General features: G+C 71.4%; 25 protein-coding genes and 1 tRNA gene. 9 read left to right on the top strand and 17 right to left on the bottom strand.

What is annotated here, in order from left to right:
• Window positions 1-84: 84 nt before the first annotated feature.
• Complete coding sequence (locus AB4Z14_RS13395) at window positions 85-891, top strand: hypothetical protein (RefSeq protein WP_442275607.1); 807 nt, start codon at window positions 85-87, stop codon at window positions 889-891.
• A gap of 33 nt (window positions 892-924) precedes the next feature.
• Here AB4Z14_RS13395 and AB4Z14_RS13400 read toward each other — a convergent pair whose 3' ends face one another.
• The 4 genes from AB4Z14_RS13400 to AB4Z14_RS13415 form a co-directional block, all read right to left on the bottom strand.
• On the bottom strand, window positions 925-1,218 hold the full coding sequence (locus AB4Z14_RS13400; protein ID WP_056827140.1) for a GroES family chaperonin: 294 nt from the start codon (window positions 1,216-1,218) through the stop codon (window positions 925-927).
• A gap of 74 nt (window positions 1,219-1,292) precedes the next feature.
• Window positions 1,293-1,544: a DUF3618 domain-containing protein gene (locus AB4Z14_RS13405; protein WP_442275608.1), complete on the bottom strand. Its 252-nt coding sequence runs from the start codon at window positions 1,542-1,544 to the stop codon at window positions 1,293-1,295.
• A 30-nt stretch (window positions 1,545-1,574) separates the two neighbouring features.
• A complete protein-coding gene (gene bcp / locus AB4Z14_RS13410) occupies window positions 1,575-2,048 on the bottom strand; it encodes a thioredoxin-dependent thiol peroxidase (RefSeq protein ID WP_442275609.1) in 474 nt (157 codons plus the stop codon).
• A gap of 65 nt (window positions 2,049-2,113) precedes the next feature.
• Window positions 2,114-2,197: transfer RNA gene (locus AB4Z14_RS13415), tRNA-Leu, on the bottom strand.
• A gap of 100 nt (window positions 2,198-2,297) precedes the next feature.
• Here AB4Z14_RS13415 and AB4Z14_RS13420 point away from each other — a divergent pair.
• Together AB4Z14_RS13420 and AB4Z14_RS13425 are read left to right on the top strand one after the other, a co-directional pair.
• Window positions 2,298-2,522: a hypothetical protein gene (locus AB4Z14_RS13420; RefSeq protein ID WP_442275610.1), complete on the top strand. Its 225-nt coding sequence runs from the start codon at window positions 2,298-2,300 to the stop codon at window positions 2,520-2,522.
• The gene (locus AB4Z14_RS13425; protein ID WP_442275611.1) at window positions 2,519-2,926 is read left to right on the top strand and encodes a RidA family protein; all 408 of its coding nucleotides are present in this window, start codon (window positions 2,519-2,521) and stop codon (window positions 2,924-2,926) included. The genes AB4Z14_RS13420 and AB4Z14_RS13425 overlap by 4 nt, the downstream gene beginning before the upstream one ends.
• Here AB4Z14_RS13425 and AB4Z14_RS13430 read toward each other — a convergent pair.
• From AB4Z14_RS13430 to clpS, 7 genes are all read right to left on the bottom strand, one after another.
• A complete protein-coding gene (locus tag AB4Z14_RS13430) occupies window positions 2,913-4,478 on the bottom strand; it encodes a molybdopterin-dependent oxidoreductase (protein ID WP_442275612.1) in 1,566 nt (521 codons plus the stop codon). The two genes, AB4Z14_RS13425 and AB4Z14_RS13430, sit on opposite strands and share 14 nt — an antisense overlap.
• Complete coding sequence (gene rdgB, locus AB4Z14_RS13435) at window positions 4,475-5,095, bottom strand: RdgB/HAM1 family non-canonical purine NTP pyrophosphatase (RefSeq protein ID WP_442275613.1); 621 nt, start codon at window positions 5,093-5,095, stop codon at window positions 4,475-4,477. The genes AB4Z14_RS13430 and rdgB overlap by 4 nt, the downstream gene beginning before the upstream one ends.
• Window positions 5,092-5,832, bottom strand: coding sequence for a ribonuclease PH (rph, locus tag AB4Z14_RS13440; protein ID WP_442275614.1), 741 nt, complete (start codon window positions 5,830-5,832; stop codon window positions 5,092-5,094). The genes rdgB and rph overlap by 4 nt, the downstream gene beginning before the upstream one ends.
• A 116-nt stretch (window positions 5,833-5,948) precedes the next feature.
• Window positions 5,949-6,818 carry an aldo/keto reductase gene (locus AB4Z14_RS13445; RefSeq protein WP_442275615.1) on the bottom strand — a complete coding sequence of 290 codons (870 nt, stop codon included), beginning with the start codon at window positions 6,816-6,818 and terminating at the stop codon, window positions 5,949-5,951.
• Between the two features lie 119 nt (window positions 6,819-6,937).
• A complete protein-coding gene (locus AB4Z14_RS13450; protein WP_056775830.1) occupies window positions 6,938-7,705 on the bottom strand; it encodes an MBL fold metallo-hydrolase in 768 nt (255 codons plus the stop codon).
• Between the two features lie 56 nt (window positions 7,706-7,761).
• The gene (locus tag AB4Z14_RS13455; RefSeq protein ID WP_442275616.1) at window positions 7,762-8,457 is read right to left on the bottom strand and encodes a DUF2017 domain-containing protein; all 696 of its coding nucleotides are present in this window, start codon (window positions 8,455-8,457) and stop codon (window positions 7,762-7,764) included.
• Window positions 8,457-8,762 (bottom strand): ATP-dependent Clp protease adapter ClpS, encoded by a 306-nt coding sequence (gene clpS, locus AB4Z14_RS13460; protein ID WP_056759470.1) that lies wholly within the window; start codon window positions 8,760-8,762, stop codon window positions 8,457-8,459. The genes AB4Z14_RS13455 and clpS overlap by 1 nt, the downstream gene beginning before the upstream one ends.
• A 71-nt stretch (window positions 8,763-8,833) precedes the next feature.
• Here clpS and AB4Z14_RS13465 point away from each other — a divergent pair, with 71 nt between their 5' ends.
• Together AB4Z14_RS13465 and AB4Z14_RS13470 are read left to right on the top strand one after the other, a co-directional pair.
• Window positions 8,834-10,147, top strand: coding sequence for a nicotinate phosphoribosyltransferase (locus AB4Z14_RS13465; protein ID WP_442275617.1), 1,314 nt, complete (start codon window positions 8,834-8,836; stop codon window positions 10,145-10,147).
• A 3-nt stretch (window positions 10,148-10,150) separates the two neighbouring features.
• Window positions 10,151-10,765, top strand: coding sequence for an isochorismatase family protein (locus tag AB4Z14_RS13470; RefSeq protein WP_442275618.1), 615 nt, complete (start codon window positions 10,151-10,153; stop codon window positions 10,763-10,765).
• A gap of 112 nt (window positions 10,766-10,877) precedes the next feature.
• On the opposite strand, the gene AB4Z14_RS13475 is transcribed toward AB4Z14_RS13470, so the two are convergent.
• Both AB4Z14_RS13475 and AB4Z14_RS13480 read right to left on the bottom strand, forming a co-directional pair.
• Window positions 10,878-11,549 (bottom strand): IclR family transcriptional regulator, encoded by a 672-nt coding sequence (locus tag AB4Z14_RS13475; protein WP_442275619.1) that lies wholly within the window; start codon window positions 11,547-11,549, stop codon window positions 10,878-10,880.
• 4 nt (window positions 11,550-11,553) lie between these two features.
• On the bottom strand, window positions 11,554-12,828 hold the full coding sequence (locus AB4Z14_RS13480) for a homogentisate 1,2-dioxygenase (protein WP_442275620.1): 1,275 nt from the start codon (window positions 12,826-12,828) through the stop codon (window positions 11,554-11,556).
• An 82-nt stretch (window positions 12,829-12,910) separates the two neighbouring features.
• On the opposite strand from AB4Z14_RS13480, the gene AB4Z14_RS13485 reads away from it, so the two are divergent.
• Window positions 12,911-13,771 carry a hypothetical protein gene (locus tag AB4Z14_RS13485; RefSeq protein ID WP_442275621.1) on the top strand — a complete coding sequence of 287 codons (861 nt, stop codon included), beginning with the start codon at window positions 12,911-12,913 and terminating at the stop codon, window positions 13,769-13,771.
• Window positions 13,768-15,021: a fumarylacetoacetase gene (gene fahA / locus AB4Z14_RS13490; RefSeq protein ID WP_442275622.1), complete on the top strand. Its 1,254-nt coding sequence runs from the start codon at window positions 13,768-13,770 to the stop codon at window positions 15,019-15,021. Before AB4Z14_RS13485 ends, fahA begins: the two co-directional genes overlap by 4 nt.
• A gap of 18 nt (window positions 15,022-15,039) precedes the next feature.
• Here the strand turns inward: fahA and AB4Z14_RS13495 are convergent, their stop codons facing one another.
• From AB4Z14_RS13495 to hppD, 3 genes are all read right to left on the bottom strand, one after another.
• Window positions 15,040-16,602 carry a DHA2 family efflux MFS transporter permease subunit gene (locus AB4Z14_RS13495; protein ID WP_442275623.1) on the bottom strand — a complete coding sequence of 521 codons (1,563 nt, stop codon included), beginning with the start codon at window positions 16,600-16,602 and terminating at the stop codon, window positions 15,040-15,042.
• Window positions 16,603-16,737: 135 nt separating this feature from the next.
• Entirely contained in the window at window positions 16,738-17,559 is an 822-nt protein-coding gene (locus AB4Z14_RS13500) for an RDD family protein (RefSeq protein WP_056827129.1), read from the bottom strand.
• 133 nt (window positions 17,560-17,692) lie between these two features.
• Entirely contained in the window at window positions 17,693-18,925 is a 1,233-nt protein-coding gene (gene hppD, locus AB4Z14_RS13505) for a 4-hydroxyphenylpyruvate dioxygenase (protein WP_056827128.1), read from the bottom strand.
• Between the two features lie 107 nt (window positions 18,926-19,032).
• On the opposite strand from hppD, the gene AB4Z14_RS13510 reads away from it, so the two are divergent.
• Both AB4Z14_RS13510 and AB4Z14_RS13515 read left to right on the top strand, forming a co-directional pair.
• Window positions 19,033-19,542, top strand: a complete 510-nt coding sequence (locus tag AB4Z14_RS13510) for an Lrp/AsnC family transcriptional regulator (RefSeq protein ID WP_442275624.1) — start codon at window positions 19,033-19,035, stop codon at window positions 19,540-19,542.
• A gap of 80 nt (window positions 19,543-19,622) precedes the next feature.
• Complete coding sequence (locus AB4Z14_RS13515; RefSeq protein WP_442275625.1) at window positions 19,623-20,933, top strand: alpha-amylase family glycosyl hydrolase; 1,311 nt, start codon at window positions 19,623-19,625, stop codon at window positions 20,931-20,933.
• Window positions 20,934-21,245: 312 nt separating this feature from the next.
• Here AB4Z14_RS13515 and AB4Z14_RS13520 read toward each other — a convergent pair whose 3' ends face one another.
• A complete protein-coding gene (locus AB4Z14_RS13520; protein WP_442275626.1) occupies window positions 21,246-21,509 on the bottom strand; it encodes a hypothetical protein in 264 nt (87 codons plus the stop codon).
• Between the last annotated feature and the right edge of the window lie 166 nt (window positions 21,510-21,675).

The following is a 21,675-nucleotide window of genomic DNA, read 5'->3' on the forward strand; positions in this document are numbered from 1 at the left end:
GCTGACAGCGCCGCGCCTCCCTTGGACGATGGAGGTTCCACCCGGGGCGCGGGTGACCGCGTCGCCGGCTCGAGGGGAGATGCGATGAGCGGCTGGGACGACGAGCTGGACCGAGGCGACCAGGGCGAGCGGGAGGTCATGCCCGACCTGCCGTGGACCGAGGAGCCCCCACCGCCGGGCGGCGGCGACCGCGGCGTCACCGTTCGCGGGCCGGGAGCGAGCGTCGGCAAGGCGCGCGCCTTCACGACGTACCTTCCGGTCGGGATGTGCTGCAACTTCGTGTGGAACTGCATCGCCGCTCCGCACACCTTCGGGCTGGCCGACGCCAACGCCGCCTGGGCACGCGCGGCGCAGCGCCGCGGTGGTACCGACGCCCCTGCGGGCGCCCCCGTCTACTGGGCGGGCGGCAAGCACGGCCACATCGCCCTGTCCGTCGGCGCAGGCCGGGTCCGTTCGACGGACTGGCCCGCCAAGGGCAAGGTCGGCGAGGTCGACATCGACGTGATCACGAAGGCCTGGGGCATCACCTACCGAGGCTGGTCGGCCGACTTCGCGGGCACCGCGATCCCCGGGCTGGGCGCGGGCCAGACCGCGCTGGCCGGTGGTGGCGGTGCCGTCGACGACGAGGCGATCCGGCCGGGCAAGCGCAACCCCTCGGTCCGGCGCTTCAACAAGGCGCTGTGGGACTCGATGCCCGCCGACTACCGCGCCTCCCACCAGAAGGTGTGGATGAGCGAGGCCTCCGACCTCTACGGACCGGTGTCGCAGCAGGTCTGCTTCGACAAGTACGTCATGCTCAACCAGAAGGACGCGAAGAAGTGGCCACTGCCGAGCAAGCCGGTGTGGCCCGGTCCGGGACTGCTGCGCAAGCTCGGGCTGCGCCCCGACTGACGCCCGACCGACGCCCGACCGACGGAGCGAGCCTCAGAGGTAGAGGCCGGTCTGGCCGTCCTCGACGCGTCGCGCCGCGACGGCGTGGATGTCGCGCTCGCGGAGCAGGACGTAGTCCCTGCCGTGCAGCTCGACCTCGCCGCGGTCCTCGGGGTCGAAGAGGACGCGGTCGCCCAGCTCGACCTGGCGCACGTTGGCGCCGGTGGCGACGACCTCGCCCCACGCGAGGCGCTTGCCCACCGACGCGGTCGCGGGGATGAGGATGCCGCCGCCGGAGCGCCGCTCGCCCTCGTTCTCGAGGGAGACGAGGACGCGGTCGTGCAGCATCCGGACGGGCAGTCGGGCCGCCGCTGCGGCAGCATCCTTCCTGGCCACGGCAGTGGGTGGGCCGGCCGGCCGGATCAGCGCCGGCGACGCAGGAAGCCGACGGCGACCACGACGACGACGGCTGCCGCCACGACGGCGCCGATGCGCTCGATACGCAGCTCGCCGTCCTCGGTGTGGGTGGCCGCGGCGAGGCGCAGCCTGAGGCCCTGCACCTGACGCTGGGCGATGACCTGCGGCTGGGCACGGTAGGCCAGCTCGTTGACGGTGCCCTCGAGGCGCGCGCGGGCGGCCTGGATGTCCTGCTCGATCCGTACGGTGTCGCTCATCTGGCTTCCTTTCGGGGGACGGTTGCGACTCTAGTCGGCGATGCCGAGGTCGCGACGGAGCTTGGCGACGTGGCCGGTCGCCTTGACGTTGTAGAACGCGTGGCTGACCTTGCCCTCCTCGTCGACGACGAACGTCGACCGGATGACGCCCTCGACGGTCTTGCCGTAGAGCTTCTTCTCACCCCAGGCGCCGTATGCCGTGTGGACCGCGAGGTCCTCGTCGCTGAGCAGCGGGATGGTGAGGTGGTCGCGCTCGCGGAACTTCGCCAGCTTGGCCGGCGTGTCCTTGGAGATGCCGACCACCTCGTAGCCGTCCTTCTTCAGCGAGTCCAGCGACTCGCTGAAGTCGCAGGCCTGCTTGGTGCAGCCCGGCGTCATGGCGGCCGGGTAGAAGTAGACGATGACCTTGCGGCCCGCGAAGTCGGCGAGGCTGACGGTCTGGCCGGTGTCGTCGGTGAGGCTGAAGGCAGGCGCCTGCTCGCCGGGCTCGAGTCGTGCGGTCACGATCTGCTCCTTCGTCGTCATGTCTGCGGGGCTCGTACCCGTTCCGGACACGAGGTCGGTCCGGCTGGTGCGGACGGCGGGACTCGAACCCGCACACCTAGGGCACAGGAACCTAAATCCTGCGTGTCTACCAGTTCCACCACGTCCGCTCGCGGGGTGCGCGGCCCCCACTGTAGTTGGCGGCGCCCGGGTATCAGGAGCCGCCGTCCGCGCTCCGTCTCCCATGACCCACGGACGAGGAGGTGCGTCATGGACAGGACGAACGCATCGGTCGGGGCCGCGCTCGACACGACGACGTGCCCGGAGTGCGGAGCCCTCGCCGAGGTGACGGAGCGCGCGGTGCTCGAGAGCACCGACGGGCCCGTCGAGCATGCACGGATCCTCTGCGTGGCCCGGCACTGGTTCCTCCTGCCGGCCGCGTCCCTGTCGAGCCCACCCGCACGCTCACCGGTCAGGACTAGCCTGCGCTCATGAGGCGCAACATCGGCACGGGCGGTCCGTGGGAGGGCGTCGTCGGCTACTCGCGGGCCGTCCGCGTCGGGGACACCGTGCACGTGGCGGGGACCACGGCGATCCGCGAGGGCCGGGTCGTCGCGCCCGGCGACGCGTACACGCAGGCGAAGGTCGCGCTCGAGATCGTCGTCGAGGCGCTCGCGGAGTGCGGGGCCTCGCCCTCGGACGTCGTGCGGACCCGGATGTTCGTCACCGACATCCGTGACTGGGAGTCGGTGGGTCGCGCGCACGGCGAGGTCTTCGCCGACGTGCGGCCGGCCTCGACGATGGTCCAGGTGACCGCCCTCATCGACCCCGACCTGCTCGTCGAGATCGAGGCCGAGGCCGTCGTCGGCTCGGGGACCCCCGACGTCACTCCACCCTGACGTTGACGACGTGGATGCCGGTGGCGCCGTCGGGTGCGGGCGGCTCCTCGAGCGGCGACTGCACCTGCCCCTTGGCGTCGTAGGCGCGCACGCGGATGTCGTGGCTGCCCGGCGTCGCGTCCCACTCGTAGACCCACTGGCGCCACGTGTCGATGCTCGCGTCGGCGGCGAGGCGAGCCTCGGTCCAGGGCTGCTGGTCGACCTGCACCTCGACCTTGGAGATGCCGGTGTGCTGCGCCCACGCGACCCCGGCGACGGCGACCGTGCCGGCCTTGACGCTCGCCCCGGCCTTGGGGACGTCGATGCGCGAGGCCGTCTTGATCGGTCCGGTCGCCGACCAGCCACGCGGCGTCCAGTAGGCCACGTCGGCGGCATACGTCGTCACCTTGAGCTCGGTGACCCACTTCGTCGCCGAGACGAAGCCGTAGAGGCCCGGCACGACGACACGCACGGGGAAGCCGTGCTCGAAGGGCAGCGGCTCGCCGTTCATCCGGATCGCGAGCAGGGCGTTGCGGTCGTCGGTGAGCGCGCCGAGCGGGGTCGAGGCGGTGAAGCCGTCGGTGCTCGTCTGGAGCACCATGTCGGCACCGGCCTTGGGGCCGGCCATCGCGAGGAGCTCGCGCACGGGCCAGCCGGTCCAGACGGCGTTGCCGATGAGGTCGCCCCCGACCTCGTTGGAGACGCACGTCAGGGTGACCAGCGCCTCCTGCATCTGCTTGCCCTGCAACGTCTTCCAGTCGATCTCGACCTCACGGTCGACCATGCCGGTGACCTTGAGCTTCCAGTCGTTGGCGTCGATGCGCGGCACGACGATCGCCGTGTCGATCCGGTAGAAGTCGGCGTTCGGGACGATGTAGGGCGTCAGACCCGGCACCTTGAGATCGGCGCCGGCGGGGATGGCGAGCTTCGTGCCCTTGAGCGGCGTGCTCTTGAGCGCGTCGCGCGAGACCGTGGCGGCCGCCGAGTCGCCCCCGAGGTAGCTGCCGGCGTATGCCGCGACGGCGCCGACCGCTCCCCCGATGACCCAGCGTCGGCCGGGACCGGCAGCGCCCGTCGAGCTGGACGAGGGGGCCGAGGCGCGGCTGAGGAACCAGATGCCGGCAGCGGTGCCGAGGATCGTGGGCAGGACGTCTGCCGGGCCGGCGCCCGGACGGGTGAGCACCGCGGCCGCGCCTACGACCCCGACGACGGCGAAGACGACGAGGCCGGCGACGAGGTGGCGGCTCGCGAGCACGCCGACCGCGGCGCACGCCAGGGCGAGCACGACGACGGTGCCGACGAGCAGGGCCCGCTTGTCGTTGGTGCCGAAGGTCGCGATGGCGAAGTCCTTGAGCCACGGCGGCGTCCGGTCGATGAAGGCCCCGCTGACCGCCGCGATGGGGGCCGGCTGGCCCGAGGACTGGCCGACGGCCGTCAGCAGCGCTGCGGCGAGCGTCGCGAGCCCGACCGTGAGCAGCCCGGCCACCAGCCCGTCGACGGCGCCCCACCAGAGCGGACGGGCCGGCTGCTGTGGGGCGGTCTCGGGACGGGTTGCCGGGCTGGTGGTGGTCATGGCCTCAGGTGCTCCTTCAGGTGTGGCACGAGTGCACGGAAGGCGAGCGCCCGGTGCGAGACGTGGTTCTTCTCGTCGGCGTCGTACTCCGCCAGTGTGCGTTCGTTGCCGTCCGGCTGGTCGGATGGCAGGAAGATCGGGTCGTAGCCGAAGCCGTTGGTGCCCCGCGGCTCGCGGCCCACGGTGCCGGGGAAGCGCCCGAGCTCCGCGGCCGAGCGTCCGTCCGGCAGCACGATGGCAGCGGCACAGACGAAGGCGGCGGCGCGGTGCTCGTCCCGGACGTCGCCGAGCTGTGCGAGGAGCAGCTCGAGGTTGGCGCGGTCCCCGCCCCCACCCGACCAGCGGGCGCTGAAGATGCCGGGCGAGCCGCCGAGCACGTCGACGGCCAGGCCGGAGTCGTCGGCGAGGGCGGGCAGGCCCGTCACATGGGCCGCGGACGCGGCCTTGAGGATGGCGTTCTGCTCGAACGTGACGCCGTCCTCGACGACGTCCGGCGCGTCGGGGAAGCCGTCGAGACCGACGATCTCGAGCCCGAGGTCGGCGCTCACGTCGGCGAGGATCTCGCGCAGCTCCTCGACCTTGCGGGCGTTGCGCGTGGCGAGGACGACCTGCGTCACGGGGCAACCTCCCCGGCCAGGGCGGCGTGCTGCCGCTCGGTGAGGTCGGCGCAGCCCTTCGTGGCGAGGTCGAGCAGCTGGCCGAGCAGGTCGCGGTCGAAGGGCGCACCCTCGGCAGTGCCCTGGACCTCGATGAAGCGGCCGTCGCCGGTCATGACGACGTTCATGTCGGTCTCGGCGGTCGAGTCCTCGGGGTAGTCGAGGTCGAGGACGGCACGGCCCTCGACGATGCCGACGGAGACGGCTGCGACCGAGCCGGTCAGCGGCTGGGCCTTCTTGCCGACGAGGCCCTGGGAGCGGGCGTGCTCGACGGCGTCGGCCAGGGCCACGTACGCGCCGGTGATGGCGGCGGTGCGGGTGCCGCCGTCGGCCTGCAGCACGTCGCAGTCGAGGACGATGGTGTTCTCGCCCAGGGCCTTCGTGTCGATGACAGCGCGCAGGCTGCGCCCGATGAGGCGGCTGATCTCGTGGGTGCGGCCGCCGATGCGGCCCTTGACGCTCTCGCGGTCGGAACGGGTGTTGGTGGCGCGGGGCAGCATGGCGTACTCGGCGGTGACCCATCCGGTGCCCTTGCCCTTGAGCCAGCGCGGGACGCCCTCCGTGAAGGACGCCGCGCACAGCACGCGCGTGCGCCCGAACTCGACGAGGACGCTGCCCTCCGCGTGGTCGAGCCAGTTGCGGGTGATCCGCACCTCTCGGGTCTGGTCGGGGGCACGGCTGTCATGTCGGTCAGTCATGCCCACGAGGCTAGCCATGACTCCACGCTAGGCCTCAATCGCGGGTGCGGGGACGGGCCCGGACGGCTCGTTCGTGAACCGTAAGGACCCGTCCCCGCGGCGCGATGACGGGCTGATCAGTCGAGCGTCTCGGCCGAGAGTCGCTCGACCTCGTCGGCCGACAGCTCGAGGTCGACGGCCTGCACCGAGTCCTGGATGCTCTCCGGACGGGAGGCGCCCGGGATGGGCACGACGGTCGGCGCGAGCGCCAGCTCCCATGCGAGGGCCACCCGCTGCGGGCTCACGTCGTGGGCCTTCGCCACCTCCGCGAACGCGTCGTGCCGGCTACCGAGGTCACCAGCCCTGCTGATGCCGCCCAGCGGGCTCCACGGCAGGAAGGCGATGCCGAGCTCGGCGCACAGGTCGAGCTCCGCGCGGCTGCTGCGGAAGGCCGGCGAGAACTGGTTCTGCACCGACACGAGGCGGCCGCCGAGCACGTCCTGCGCCTCGCGGATCTGGGCCGGGTCGGCGTTGGAGATGCCGGCCATCTCGATGACGCCCTCATCGAGCAGGTCCACGAGCGCACCGACGGACTCGGCATACGGCACGTCGGGGTCGGGCCGGTGGAACTGGTAGAGCCCGATGGCGTCGCCGCCGAGCCGCTGGAGCGAGGCCTTGGCGGCCTCCTTGAGGTGGTCGGGGCGCCCGTTCTGGGTCCAGGACCCGTCCCCCGGGCGCAGGTGGCCGCCCTTCGTGGCAACGAGGACGTCAGCCGCACTGCCGGACCACGACGAGAGCGCCTTGGCGATGAGGGACTCGTTGTGGCCCACCTCGCCGGCGTCACGGTGGTAGGCGTCGGCCGTGTCGATGAGGGTCACGCCGGCGTCGAGCGCGGCGTGGATGGTCCGGATCGAGCGGTCCTCGTCGGGCCGCCCCTCGATGGACATCGGCATGCCGCCGAGACCGATCGCGCTGACCTTCCTCGATCCGATGGTTCGCTGCTGCAACGGTGCCTCCTTGGTTCGGTCGTTCCGGTCGTCGGCGGACGTCCGGCGACTGCCGGGCGCGCGACGCACCGTCACGGTCCATACCCGGCTTCGGGGGCCGTCACCCGCAACCGGAACGGTCAGAGGCGGTAGGTGGCGTCCGGCTCGGCGAGCTCGACGCAGCCCGGCCACACCGCGGCAGCCTCCGCCCGACACACCTCGGCGTCGTTCCAGGCCGGGATGTGGGTCAGCATGAGGCGACGCACTCCCCCGGCCCGGACGGCCGCCTCGGCGGCGCGCCGACCCGAGAGGTGGATGTCGGGCACCGTGTCGCGGCCCTCGACGAAGGCCGAGTCGGCGAGCACGAGGTCGGCACCCGTCATGAGCTCGTCGAGCTGGTCGCACGTGTCGGTGTCGCCGGTGTAGGCGAGCACACGACCGTCGGCCTCGACCCGGAAGCCATAGGCCTCGACCGGGTGGTTGACGTGCACCGGCGTGATCGTGAACGGCCCGACCGTCACCGGCTCGCGGTGGCGCAGGTCGTGGAAGTCGAAGACGGACAGGACGCCCTCGGCCTCGCCACCGCCGTAGGCGCGGGCGAGGTGCACTCCGGTGCCCGCGGGGCCCCAGACCGGCATCGTCGCGCGCCCGGGTCCGCCGGGGAGGTAGCGCATCATGACGTAGAGCCCGCACATGTCGATGCAGTGGTCGACGTGCAGGTGGCTGAGCAGCACCGCGTCGACCGCATACGGCTCGATGTGGCGCTGCAGGGCGCCGAGGGCGCCGTTGCCGAGGTCGAGCACGATGCTCCACGTGCGACCCTCGTGCTCGGTGCGGACGAGGTAGGACGAGGCGGGCGAGCGTGGACCCGCGAAGGATCCCGAGCACCCGACGATCGTGACGTCCACGTGACGAGCCTAGGTGCCGGCACCGACTCCGGCCCGGCGACATGGCGTCGCGTGCGTCACACCGTGCCGTCCGGGCGCCGGCCTTCGTCGTCGTCGACGTCCTCCTCGAGGTCGTCCTCGACGTCGTCGTCGTATGCCGCCACGACGTCACGCAGGTCGGTTCCCATGAGCGCGTGGGTAAGGGTCTCCTGCAGCCAGGTGAGGAAGTCGTACCACGCCATGGCGTAGCCGAGCGGGTCGTCGTCGTCGATGTCGTCCATCGCGGCGTGCAGCGCCTCGGCGTCCTCCTCGGTGCGCATGCCCATGCGTTCCCCGAGCAGCAGGCGCACGTCGGTGAGCGCCATGAGGAAGGCCGGCGCCTGCGACTCGTCGAGCACGACCCGGTTGCCGACGGCCCCGTCGACGCACGCGAGCGCGACGTCGAGGTTGCCGCTTTTGCGCTGGCGCAGGCCCTCCTCGGTGAGGCGACGGAACTCGGCCGCGATCTCGTCGTCGCCGCGATGGGCCGTCGGCAGGAGCCGGTCGAGAGCCGGGTCTCGGTCGTCGAGCGACGCCGAGTCGGTCTGCTGGTCGGCTGCGCTCAGCGACAGGCCCATGGACGCCACGAGGTCGTCGAACGCGTCACCGGTCGGCTCGATCTCGGGCGAGAGCAGCAGGCGCGTCTGCTGCATGAGGCCGAGGAGCACCGTGCGCTCGGCGGACTCGAGGAGCGCGACGTAGTGGTCCTTCTCGCGCAAGAAGGCGCGGGCCATCAGCTGTCCTTCTCGAACGTGGCCCAGAGGCCGTAGCCCTGCAGCGCCTCCGCGTCGCGCTCCATCGACTCGCGGGGGCCGTTGGAGACGACGGCGCGGCCCTTGACGTGCACGTCCATCATCAGCTTCTCCGCCTTCGGACGGGCGTAGCCGAAGTAGGTCTCGAAGACCCACGTCACGTACGTCATGAGGTTGACGGGGTCGTTCCAGACGATCGTCACCCACGGCACGTCGGGTGCGACGACCTCGTCCGTGGAGGTCACCTCCTGCTCGACGGGAGCGAGGGAGAGGGTGGCTGCGGTCACAGGGCCACCCTAGGTCCACCGAGGGCGCGGGGCAGACGGTCCGCGAGGGTCGCGACACCTAGGGTGGGCACGTGAGCCCGACGAGCCCTCGCGCCTCGAGCACGGCGCTGCTGACCGACCACTACGAGCTGACGATGCTCCAGGCCGCCCTCGCCTCGGGCGAGGCGCACCGGCGCTGCGTCTTCGAGGCGTTCGCCCGCCGGCTGCCCGACGGACGCCGCTACGGGGTCATCGCGGGAACGGGCCGGGTGCTCGAGGCGCTCGAGCAGTTCCGCTGCGGCGACGACGAGCTGCGCTTCCTCTCCGACCGCAAGGTCGTCGACCGGGCCACCGTCGACTGGCTCGCCGACTACCGCTTCTCCGGGGACGTCAGCGGCTACGCGGAGGGCGAGTGCTACTTCCCGCAGTCACCGGTGCTCGTCGTCGAGTCCACCTTCGCCGAGGGCGTCATCCTCGAGACTCTCGTGCTCTCGATCCTCAACCACGACACGGCGATCGCTTCCGCTGCCTCGCGCATGACGACCGCCGCGATGGGCAGGCCCTGCATCGAGATGGGCTCACGACGCACCCACGAGGAGTCGGCCGTCGCTGCCGCTCGCGCGGCCTACGTCGCCGGGTTCGACGCGACGAGCAACCTCGAGGCCGGGCGTCGCTACGGCGTGCCCACGACGGGCACGGCCGCGCACGCCTTCACCCTCCTCTACGACTCGGAGAAGGAGGCCTTCACCGCGCAGGTCGAGTCGCTCGGCAAGGGCACGACCCTCCTCGTCGACACCTACGACGTCCGGACGGCCGTCGCCCTCGCCATGGAGATCGCCGGGCCCGAGCTGGGGGCAGTCCGGCTCGACTCGGGCGACCTGCTCATCCTGGCCACCGAGGTGCGCGCCCAGCTCGACGCGGCGGGCAACACCGACACCCGGATCATCGTCACCTCCGACCTGGACGAGTACGCCATCGCGGGCCTGGCTGCCGGACCCGTCAGCGGCTACGGCGTCGGCACGGCCCTCGTGACCGGCTCCGGGGCCCCCACGGCATCCATGGTCTACAAGCTCGTCCAGCGCGAGGACGCGTCCGGGCAGATGCAGGGCGTCGAGAAGAAGAGCAAGGACAAGACGTCGGTCGGGGGCCGCAAGTGGGCCATGCGGCGCCTTCGCGACGACGGGATCGCGCAGGCCGAGGTCATCGGCATCGGTGAGCAGCCGCGCGACGACGGCAACGACCGCCGGCTCATGATCGACCTCGTCCGCGCCGGCGAGGTCGTCGACCACCAGGACATCCACGAGGCCCGCGCCCGCCACGAGGCCTCGCGCGCGGAGCTGCCCCGAGCGGCGGCCCAGCTGTCGCGAGGCGAGCCCGTGATCCCCACCGTCTACGAGAAGGACTGAGCCATGGCCGGACCCACGCACACCGACGGCGCACGGGCGCTGATCATCGTCGACGTCCAGAACGACTTCTGCGAGGGCGGGTCCCTCGCCGTCACCGGCGGCGCCGACGTCGCCCGCGAGGTGAGCGAGCACGTGGGCCGGCACGCCGCGGACTACGACCACGTCGTCGTGACGGCCGACTGGCACGTCGACCCCGGTCCGCACTTCTCGTCGACCCCCGACTTCGTCGACTCGTGGCCGGTGCACTGCGTCGCGGGCAGCGAGGGTGCCGAGTTCCACCCGAGGCTCGCCGGCGCCCTGGGTCACGTCGAGGCGGTCTTCCGCAAGGGCGAGCATGCCGCTGCCTACAGTGGATTCGAGGGACGGTCGGTCGACGACCAGCACAGCACCCTTGCCGCATGGCTCACCGAGCGCGGCGTCTCCCGCGTCGACGTCGTCGGCATCGCCACCGACCACTGCGTGCGGGCCACCGCGGCCGACGCGCAGCGTGAGGGCTTCGAGACCACGGTGCTGCTCGACCTCACCGCGGGCGTGTCCCGGCCCACGACCGACGCGGCGCTCGCAGAGCTGCGCGAGGAGGGCATCCGGCTGCTCGGCTCACCACGAGTCGGCGGCTGACTGCGCCCGCCCCGCTCGAGCGAGTGCATCGTCCCATCTACGTTGGGTTGCAAGGGAATCCGCGCTCATTCGACCCGGTTGGGCACTCACTCTTCGGGAGGAGCGCGAGGGGTCAGCGAAGGACGGCTCGGAGGGCGCGGGCGGCGTGCTCGAGCCGCGGACCCACGGTGCGCACGTCGAGCGGCTCGAGCGAGACGACACCGACCGAGGCCTCGACGCCACCCGGGGCCGGGTCGGTGCGGGTCGACAGCGACACCGCGAGCCCGTGCGCCCCCGCCTGCAGCTCCCCGTCGGTGCCGACGACACCTCGCTCCCCCGTCCGACCCGCGAGGATCGCCCGTCCCGCAGCGCCCTGGTCGAGCCGGTGCCGGGCGCCCGAGCGGTAGGCGACGTGGACGTCGGTCCACGACGGCTCGACGACGACGAGAGCCAGGGCCTCGTCCCCTTCGGCGATCGTCAGGTGTGCCGTCGCCCCCACGGCGTCGGCGAGCTCGCGCAGCACGGGCCGGGCCTCGCTGCGCACGACGGGAGTCACGGCCGAGGCGAGTCGACTGATCCCCAGGGCGAGACGCACCCGCCCGTCGGATGCCCGGGAGACGAGGTGGTGGTCCTCGAGCGTCGTCACGAGGCGGTAGACGACCGGCCGTCCGACGCCGAGGCCTGCCGCGAGCTCGGTGATCGTCAGACCGGCCGACCCCTCGGTGCCCGCCAGCGTCTCGAGGACGCGGATGCCGCGGTCGAGGGTCTGGGAGGACTCACCTCGAGGGACGGCCGGACCGGGCACGCGGTCAGCCCTCGGAATGGGCGCCGCCGGGCGTCCTCGCGCGGCCCGCCCCCTTGGACCACGACATCGCGTAGAGGCCGTCGTCGACGGCCACACCGCCCTCGCCGAGCTCGAGCGGACGGAACGTGTCGACCATGACGGCGAGCTCGTCGAAGCTCTCGACGCCGATCGAGCCCTCGGTCGCACCGGGCTGCGGGCCGTGCGGGTGGCCGCCCGGGTGCACCGAGACCGACCCCTTGCCGATGCCCGATCCCTTGCGGGCCTCGTAGTCGCCGTCGACGTAGAACATGATCTCGTCGCTGTCGACGTTCGAGTGGTAGTAGGGAACGGGGATCGCGAGCGGGTGGTAGTCGACCTTGCGGGGCACGAAGTTGCAGATGACGAAGTTCCAGCCCTCGAAGACCTGGTGCACGGGCGGCGGCTGGTGGATGCGGCCGGTGATCGGCTCGAAGTCGCGCACGTTGAAGACGTAGGGGTAGAGGCAGCCGTCCCAGCCGACGACGTCGAGCGGGTGGAAGGGCAGCGTGTGGATCGTGCCGACGACGCCACCCGGGCCGTTGCCGCGGTGCTTGATGTAGACGTCGGTCTCCTCGTCGGGGCTCGCGCCGACGTCCTCGGCGAGGAGCGGACCCTCGGGCTGGCGCAGGTCGCGCTCGCAGTAGGGGGCGTGCTCGAGGAGCTGGCCGTACTTGCTGAGGTAGCGCTTGGGCGGCGCGATGTGGCTGTTCGCCTCGATGCAGTACGCCCGCAGCGGCTCGTCGCCGGAGACCTCGGGGAGCCATCGGTGCGTCGTCGCCCTGGGGATGATGACGTAGTCGCCCTCGGCGACGTCGAAGGCGCCGAAGACCGTCTCGACGCGAGCCCGGCCGCGCTCGACGTAGACGCACTCGTCGCCGATCCCGTTGCGGTACCACGGGCTCGGCGCGCCGGCGACGGCATACGAGATGCGCACGTCGCCGTTGCCGAGGACGAGGCGGCGACCCGTGACGACGTCGGTGCCCTCGACGGACGCGGCGTCGAAGAGGTCATGGAGCTTGAGGTGCCGAGGTGTCAGCGGGTGGTTCGGCGTCGTCGACTGGTCAGGCACCTCCCAGACGGCGGAGCCGACCGTCGTCGACGGGATGTTGCGGTGGTAGAGCAGCGAGCTGTCGGAGCTGAAGCCCTCTTCGCCCATCAGCTCCTCATAGTAGAGCTCGCCCGGGGCGCTCCCCGTGCCGGGCCGGCGGTGCTGGGTGTGCCGCTTGGGCGGGATGCTGCCGACCGACTGGTAGTGCGCCATGGGCGAGGGCCTCTCCGTCGAGCGCGTCCGATGAGCGGACGCTTGTGTATCGCTATTCCAACAGTGGAGTACGCTCCCGGTCATGTCAAGGACGCCGTTCGCGCCCCTCTTCGACCGCCTCGTCGACGACGCCGCGGTCTTCCCGCCAGGGCTGGCCCCGCTCGACGTGGCCGTGCGCGAGCACCTCGACCGACGCACGGGTCCGTATGCCGTCCACATCGGGCCGCTGCTCGTCCCCGCCGCGTCGGCGGGCGAGCTCGCAGCCTTTGCCGCCACGGACCCGCGCACCGCCCAGGCACCGCTCGAGGTCAGCCTCGTCGTGCGCCCCGGCAGCCCGGCGCGGCCCCTCGTCGACGCCCTCACCTCGCTGCGCGACGACGAGCGGGTGCTCGTCACGGCGGCTGAGCTCGGCTGGTCACCCGAGTGGCGGCAGGTCCTCGACGCCGGGATCCCTGTCGTCGTCGAGGTGGGCCTCGGGGACGACCAGGCTCGCGGCCTCGACGACATCGCTGCCGCCGTCGACGAGCAGCACGACGTGACGGCCAAGTTCCGCACCGGGTCGACCCCGACGTGGCCGTGGCCCGACGAGGCGACGCTCGGCGGCTTCCTCGATGCCGTCGTGCTGCACGGCCTCCCGTTCAAGCTGACCGGAGGCCTGCACCACTCGGTCCGGGGCAGCCACGGCGGCGAGCCCATGCACGGGCTGCTCAACGTCCTGCTCGCGACGCACGAGGCGCTGGGCGGTGCCGAGGCGCACGACCTGGCCGGCATCCTCGCTCGTCACCACGCCGAGGTGCTCGTCACCGCTGTCTCGAGCCTGTCCACGGGGGACGCTGAGCAGGTCCGCGAGAGCTTCACCGCCTACGGCTGCTGCGGCGTGCTCGACCCCCTGACCGAGCTCGAGGCACTCGGGCTGATCACCACCGAGGAGTCCCACGCATGACGCCGTCCACCCGGCCGAGCACCTGGCTCGACGTCCCCGCCGACCACCCGTTCGGCATCGACACCCTCCCCTACGGCGTCTTCAGCACGGCCGGCGACCCGGACCGGCGCGTCGGGGTGCGCATCGGTGACCTCGTGCTCGATGCCGGAGCCGTGGCGGCGATCGGCCGCGATGCCGGGCTCGTGGGTGACGGACCCGATCTCGCGACGGCCTGGCAGACGCCGAGCCTCAACGCCTTCCTCGCCCTCGGCCGCCCGGCGTGGACCGTCGCCCGGGAGTGGCTGACCGATGTGCTCCGCGACGAGGTGCACCGCGACGGCGTCTCGCCGCACCTGCACCCCGTGGAGGAGGTCACGCTCCACCTGCCCGTCGAGGTCGCCGACTACGTCGACTTCTATGCGAGCGAGGACCACGCGAGCAACGTCGGCCAGATCTTCCGCCCGGACAACGCCGCGCTCCCACCCAACTGGAAGCACCTGCCCATCGGCTACCACGGCCGCGCCGGCACCGTCGTCGTGTCGGGCACCGACGTCGTCCGCCCGACGGGCCAACGCAAGGGCCCGAACGACCCCGCGCCCGTCTTCGGCCCGAGCATCCGCCTCGACATCGAGGCGGAGCTCGGCTACGTCGTCGGCGGCGCGACCACTCTCGGGTCACGGGTCTCGGTCGACGACGCGCCCGACCACCTCTTCGGCGTGGTCGTCCTCAACGACTGGAGCGCTCGCGACATCCAGGCCTGGGAGTACGTCCCGCTGGGCCCGTTCCTCGGCAAGTCCTTCGCCACGTCGGTCTCGGCGTGGGTCACCCCGATCGAGGCGTTGACCGCGGCCCGCGTTCCTCTTCCGGGACAGTCGGATCCGGAGGTGCTGCCGTATCTGCGCGGTGACGCCTTCGGTCTCGACGTGCACGTCGAGGTCAGCCTCAACGGCACGCTCGTCTCGCGCCCCGAGCACGCCGGGATGTACTGGTCGCCGGCACAGATGCTCGCGCACCTCACCGTCAACGGCGCCTCCCTGCGTGACGGCGACCTCTTCGGCTCGGGCACGATCAGCGGCCCGTCGCGCGACACCCGGGGCAGCCTGCTCGAGCTGACGTGGAACGGCACGGAGCCGCTGATGCTCGCCGACGGCACGACCCGCGGCTTCCTCGAGGACGGCGACACGGTCACCATGACGGCCTGGGCGCCGGGACCGGACGGCTCGCGCATCGGCCTCGGCGAGGTCACCGGCACCATACGACCCGCCCGCTGAGGGCTCTGGGGGCCGGCCTCAGTGGATGACGACCGGCGCCGCCTCGGCCTGGTCGTCGAGGAAGTGCGACTCCTCGTGCTTGCGGGGCAGGAACGACGCCGGGATCAGCGTCAGCGCCACGAGGATCGCAGCGACGAGGAAGGTGGCGCCGAACGCGTCGGCGGCCTCGGCCAGGCCCTGTTGCACCGCGGCCGGCCCGCCGACGTCGTCGACGAGGGTCGGGTCGTGCAGCGCCGCGATGGCCGGGCCGGCCAGCGCCGAGGCACTGAGGTAGTTCGTGAAGACCACGGAGATGACGGCGACACCGACCGAGCTCGCGATCTGCTGGGTGATGTTGAGCAGCGTCGAGCCGCGAGCGACCTGGTGGCTCTGCAGGGTCTTGAGCGCCGAGGTCATGAGCGGCATCATCGTGCCGCCCATGCCGAGACCCATGACGAAGAGCACCGGGACCATGAAGCCCCAGTACGGGGTGTCGACACCCACCTGTGTCAGCGCGAACATCCCGCCCGTGATGGCCAGCAGCCCGAAGGGCACGATGCGGCCCACCGGGATGCGGTCCGAGAGGGCGCCGGCGATCGGCATCGTCACCATCGCGCCGAGGCCCTGGGGCACCATGAGGAACGCCGCGTGGAGCGTGTCGAGTCCCCGCACCTGCTGGAGGTAGGTCGGCACGAGCAGCAGGCCACCGAAGAAGGCCGCGGCGAAGAGGAACATCGTGATCGTCGCGACGCTGAGGCGGCGGTTGCGGAAGAGCCGCAGGTCGAGCAGCGGGTGCTCGGGCCGGAAGCTGTAGAAGACGAAGGTGACGAGCATGACGAGCCCGATGCAGAGCGGGACGAGCACCTTCGTGGAGATGATCGTGCCCTCGCCGGGGATCGAGCTGATGCCGTAGAGGAAGAGCGCCAGGCCGGGCGACATGAGCAGCATGCCGACGACGTCGAAGGACTCGGACGGCTCAGGCGCGTCGGAGGGGAGGGCCCACAGGGCGTAGAGCACGGCGACGATGCCGATCGGCACGTTGATGAGGAAGATCCAGTGCCAGCTCGCGACCTCGATGAGCCAGCCTCCGAGAATGGGTCCGAAGATCGGGCCGAGCAGCATCGGGACACCGAGGATCGCCATCAGCCGGCCCATCCGGGCCGGACCGGCGGCGCGCGTCATGATCGTCATGCCGAGTGGCATGAGCATGCCCCCGCCGAGTCCCTGCAGCACGCGGAAGCCGATGAGGAACTCGATCGACCCGGCGGTGGCACACAGGGCCGAGCCGGAGGTGAAGAGCGCGACGGCGAGGACGTAGAGCCGCTTCGTGCCGAACCGGTCGGCGGCCCAGCCCGTGAGCGGGATGACCGTCGCGAGTGCGAGGGTGTAGGCCGTCACCGTCCACGCGACGGTGGAGTAGGGCAACGGCTGCTCGGGGCTCTCGGCGAAGACCGTCTGGAAGGTCGGCAGGGCGATGTTGACGACGGTGATGTCGAGGATCGACATGATCGCCCCGAGCACGACGACGCCGGCGATCTTGAGGACCGGCCCATCGATCTTGTCGGGGTAGCTGGGCTGGCTGGTGGCGCTGGGAGCAGACACGATGACTCCGGGGGACGAGGGGTGCGCGACGGCATCGGCGCCGTGGGCGCGGGACTACCCGCGCAGTTTCCATTGTCGCGCCGACCACCGACGACGGCGCAAGGGAGTTACGCCGCCGGCCGAGCCGTCAGGGCGTCAGCCCTGCTTGCGCGGCTGCTTCCCCTCGACGACCTGGGTGCTCGCGACCTTGTCGTGCAGTGCCTGGCGCTTGTCGTCCCACAGCGGCCAGAGGCCGTCGAGCAGGGACAGGAACGGGACGAACTGACCGGCCAGCGGGACGAGCCGACGCATGACGGCGGTACCGAGGGGCAGCGGGCCGGGCTCGGCGGCACGGCGGACGCTGATGCCGAGCGCCATCTTGCCCGGCGTCTGCGCGATCGTCGTCCAGAACACGAGGCAATAGGCCGTCGCCACGAGCCACAGGAAGAGCGAGAACTGCACTGCGGGTCCGGTGAGCTCGTTCTGGATCTCGACGAGGCGCGCCTGGTCGCCGGCCTGGGCGGCCGTCACCATCTGGGAGAAGAGCTCGGACAGTCGAGGCGTCGCGAACCACGAGATGATCCCGCCGACGACGGCGAGGATGAGCCCGTCGACGACCCACGCCGCAAAACGCTTGCCCCACGGGGCGAGGGGCACCCCGTCGGCGGTCGTCTTGATGTTGTGCATCCACTGCGTGTTGGCGGGGGCCTGCTGGTAGTAGCTCTGCTGCGCCGGTGACTGGGTCTGCCAGCCGCTGCCCTGCGGCATCGGTGTCGTCGGCGTCGGGACGCCGGTGCGGTCCGGCGGGACCTGTCCCTGCGGGCTCTGCGGGCTCTGGTGCGGCAGGCCGATGGTGCTCTGCGCGATGGTCGGCGACTTCTTCGGGGCGGTGTGGTTGGTCCACGACACGCCGTCCCAGTAACGGAGCATGTCGGTGTTGCTGGGGTCGTCGTACCACCCGGAGGGCTGCTGGCTCATGCCCCAACTGTGCCACGGCATCGGCGTTCCCAGACCAGCGGCGCCCCGACTGGTGGCGGGTGCGCCTCGGCCCCGGCCCGTTCCCGCCCGAAGGCAGGGACCGGACCGGGGCCGAGGGTCACGTCGGTGCGACTCAGAGGTTGCCGCGCTTGTCCTGCTCGCGCTCGATGGCCTCGAAGAGCGCCTTGAAGTTGCCCTTGCCGAACCCGAGCGAACCGTGCCGCTCGATGAGCTCGAAGAAGACCGTCGGGCGGTCGCCGAGCGGCTTGGTGAAGATCTGCAGGAGGTAGCCGTCCTCGTCGCGGTCGACGAGGATCTTGCGCTTCTGCAGCTCCTCGATCGGCACCCGGACGTTGCCGATGCGCTCGCGCAGCTCGGCGTCCTCGTAGTACGAGTCAGGGGTGTCGAGGAACTCGACACCGTTGGCGCGCAGGGCATCCACCGAGGCGAGGATGTCGTTCGTAGCGACGGCGAGGTGCTGCGCGCCGGCGCCGCGGTAGAACTCGAGGTACTCGTCGATCTGGCTCTTCTTCTTCGCGATGGCCGGCTCGTTGAGCGGGAACTTGACGCGGTGGTTGCCGTTGGCGACGACCTTGCTCATGAGCGCGGAGTAGTCGGTGGCGATGTCGTCACCGATGAACTCGGCCATGTTCACGAAGCCCATGACGCGGTTGTAGAAGGAGACCCATTCGTCCATGTGGCCGAGCTCGACATTGCCGACGATGTGGTCGAGGGCCTGGAAGAGACGCTTGGGCTGGCCCTCGCGGCGGACGATCGACGACGCGGTCGGGACGTAGCCGGGAAGGTACGGGCCGGCATACCTCTGCCCGTTCACGGCGCGCTGGACGAGGGTGTGGCGGGTCTCGCCGTAGGTCGCGATGGCGGCGGTGCGCACCGTGCCGTGCTCGTCGGTGTGGTCGGTGGGCTCCTCGAGGACCGTCGCACCGGCCTTGACGGCCTGGGCGACGCACTTGTCGACGTCGGGCACCTCGAGAGCGATGTCGACGACGCCGTCGCCGTGGCGGCGGTGGTGGTCGGCGAGGGGGCTGTCAGGGTCGACGGCGCCCTTGATGACGAAGCGGATCGAGCCGCTCTTGAGGACGAACGCCTTGTGGTCGCGGTTGCCGTTCTCGGGCCCCGAGTAGGCGACGAGCTCCATGCCCCAGGCGCTCTGGTAGTAGTGCGCGCTCTGCGTGGCGTTGCCGGCGACGAAGACGATCGCGTCCCATCCGGTGACGGGGAAGACATCGGTGTTCTCGTCGTACTCGACGAGACCGACGAGCTGCTTGAGCTGGTCGAGGTCGAGGTCGGCCTCGCGCTCCTGGTCGGTGAGGTCGGCGGCCGGAGACGGCATCGTGTCGGTCATGGAGCGAGAGTGACCGAGAGCATCGAGGTGTGCAACAGCAGCCTTCGCCGCTGAGCACAGTGCACAAAGTGTTGCCCGTATGCCGTGTGGTGATGGACACTCTGTCCATGACCTCAGCAGCCGGACCGTCGGCGCGCGCACCGGTCGACGCGCTCGACTGCCGCATCCTGCTCCTGCTGCTCACCGAGCCGGGCATCGGCGTGCTCGGCGCCTCTCGCCGGCTGGGCGTGGCCCGCGGCACCGTACAGGCCCGGCTGGACCGGCTGCAGCGCACCGGCGTGCTCCGCTCGATGGCACCGGACGTCGACCCGGCCGCCATCGGCTACCCGGTGACGGCGTTCTGCACCCTCGAGATCCGGCAGGGTCGCGGTGGGCACTCCCCCGTCGTCGACCACCTCGCCGCCATCCCAGAGGTTCTCGAGGCGCACACGATCACCGGCTCCGGTGACGTGCTCATCCGCATCGTCGGTCGCGACAACGCCGACCTCCAACGGGTCATCGACCGCGTCGTCGACGACGCGCACGTGACGCGGGCCTCGACCGTCATCTCGCTCGCCACGCGCCTCGACCACCGCACGATCCCGCTCGTCGAGCACCTCCTCGACACGTCGTCCTGACGTGCGACGCTCGCACCGCCTGCAGCACCGGAACGCCCCACCGCACCACTCATCCCACCGAGCCGGACCAGGAGCCACCCGTGACCGCCAACCCCTACGCACCGCGGCCCGACGTCGAGCTGACCCACCCGGAGTGGAGCCGCAGCGCGACGATCTACCAGATCAACCAGCGCCACCTCACGCCCGAGGGCACGTTCCGGGCCGCCGAGGCGCACCTGCCCCGCATCCGCGACCTCGGCATCGACATCGTGTGGCTCATGCCGGTGCACCCGATCGGGGAGCTGAACCGCAAGGGCGTGCTCGGCAGCCCGTACGCCGTCCAGGACTACCTCGGCGTCAACCCGGAGTTCGGCACGCTGGAGGACCTGCGTCACTTCGTCGACACGGCCCACGGTCTCGGTCTGCGCGTCATCCTCGACTGGGTCGCCAACCACACCGCGTGGGACAACCCGCTCGTCGAGGAGCACCCCGACTGGTACGCCCGTGACTGGAAGGGCGATCTGCGCCCCACGCCCTGGTGGGACTGGGACGACATCATCGACCTCGACTACGACAACCCCGACCTGCGTCGCTACATGACCGAGGCGATGAAGTTCTGGGTCCGAGATGTCGATGTCGACGGGTTCCGTTGCGACGTGGCCGGATTCGTGCCCGTCGACTTCTGGGACAACGTCCGCCGCGAGCTCGACGAGATCAAGCCGGTCTTCATGCTCGCCGAGTGGGAGTCGCGCGACCTGCACGTTCGCGCCTTCGACATGACGTACGGCTGGAGCTGGAACGAGACGCTCCACAAGATCGCCCACGGCAAGGCCGACGTCGAGGCCCTCAAGGTCTACTACGCGTGGAACGACCGCTTCTACCAGCGCGACGCCTACCGGATGCTCTTCGTCAGCAACCACGACAAGAACGCGTGGGAAGGCACCGAGTACGAGCAGTTCGGCGACGCCCTCCTTCCGGCGATCGTCCTGTCCGTCGTCAGCGAGGGCATGCCGCTCGTCTACAACGGGCAGGAGGCGGGCAGCGACAAGCGGCTCATCTTCTTCGACAAGGACGAGATCGAGTGGCGCGAGGACGCGCAGGGCGAGCTCTACCGGCAGCTCTTCGCCCTCAAGAAGGCGCACCCCGCGCTGTGGAACGGCGCCGCGGGCGGGCGCATGGTGCGCGTCCCCAACTCGGCCGAGGCGGCAGTGCTGAGCTTCGTGCGAGCCGTCGGCGACGACCGGGTCTTCGGGGCGTTCAACTTCAGCGACGAGGACCGGACCGTGACGCTCGGCGACGGCCCGCAGGCGGGCTCGTGGCGCGACGCCTTCAGCGGCGAGACCCTCGAGCTGGCGCAGGGCCAGCAGTACACCCTGCCGGCCTGGGGCTACCAGGTCCTCGTCGGCGCCTGACGCGACGGAGCAGGGCCTCGGGCGCTCCTCCACGGGCGGCCCGAGGCCCCGGACGGCACAGGGGTCGTGTCCCGTCGACTGGTAGACGATCGAGCGCCCAGATCATGACGTGATCCCGTCGAAACCGTGCACGCGGCGACCCTCGATCCGCGAGAATGGAGATGCGTACCCGTCGGTGCTCCCCTGTCCCGGCGGGTACGCCTCTGCCGTGCCGACGTCCCACCAACCGGTCGGCCGGGACGGGGCGTCCCGCTGAACTCCCAGGCGGCGGGACGCCCCCCGAGCGGCCGCCGGAGCAGCCGCCGGCACGGGTCAGCGGCGGCGCGCCTCGACGAGGTGTCGCGTCGAGTGGGCGAAGAGCCACACGACGGCACCCACGTCGTACAGCTCCATCCGGCACCGCGCGGTCTGCAGGTCGACGACGTCGAGGCCCGCCGCGCGGGCCTCCCGGGCCTCGGCCTCCGGGTCGCGACCCAGCCGCTCCCGCGGGAGCGGGCCGAGGAACTGCTCGATGAGCTCGAACGCCGAGGCCGGGCCGACGTGCTGGGCGAGGTAGGTGCCGCCGTCGACGAGCACCCGCGCGATCTCGTCCCAGGTCCGCCGCAGCCGAACCCCCAGCCGGTCACGTCGGCGTCGACCGCCTCGTCCACGAGCTCCTCGAACGCACGCAGCCGCTCATCCAACCGGCCCATCGGTCCGGCCTCCACCGGATGACCGCCGACGGCACCGGCCCGGCCGGGAC

Source organism: Terrabacter sp. 2TAF16, from assembly GCF_052115065.1.
Lineage (GTDB): Bacteria > Actinomycetota > Actinomycetes > Actinomycetales > Dermatophilaceae > Terrabacter.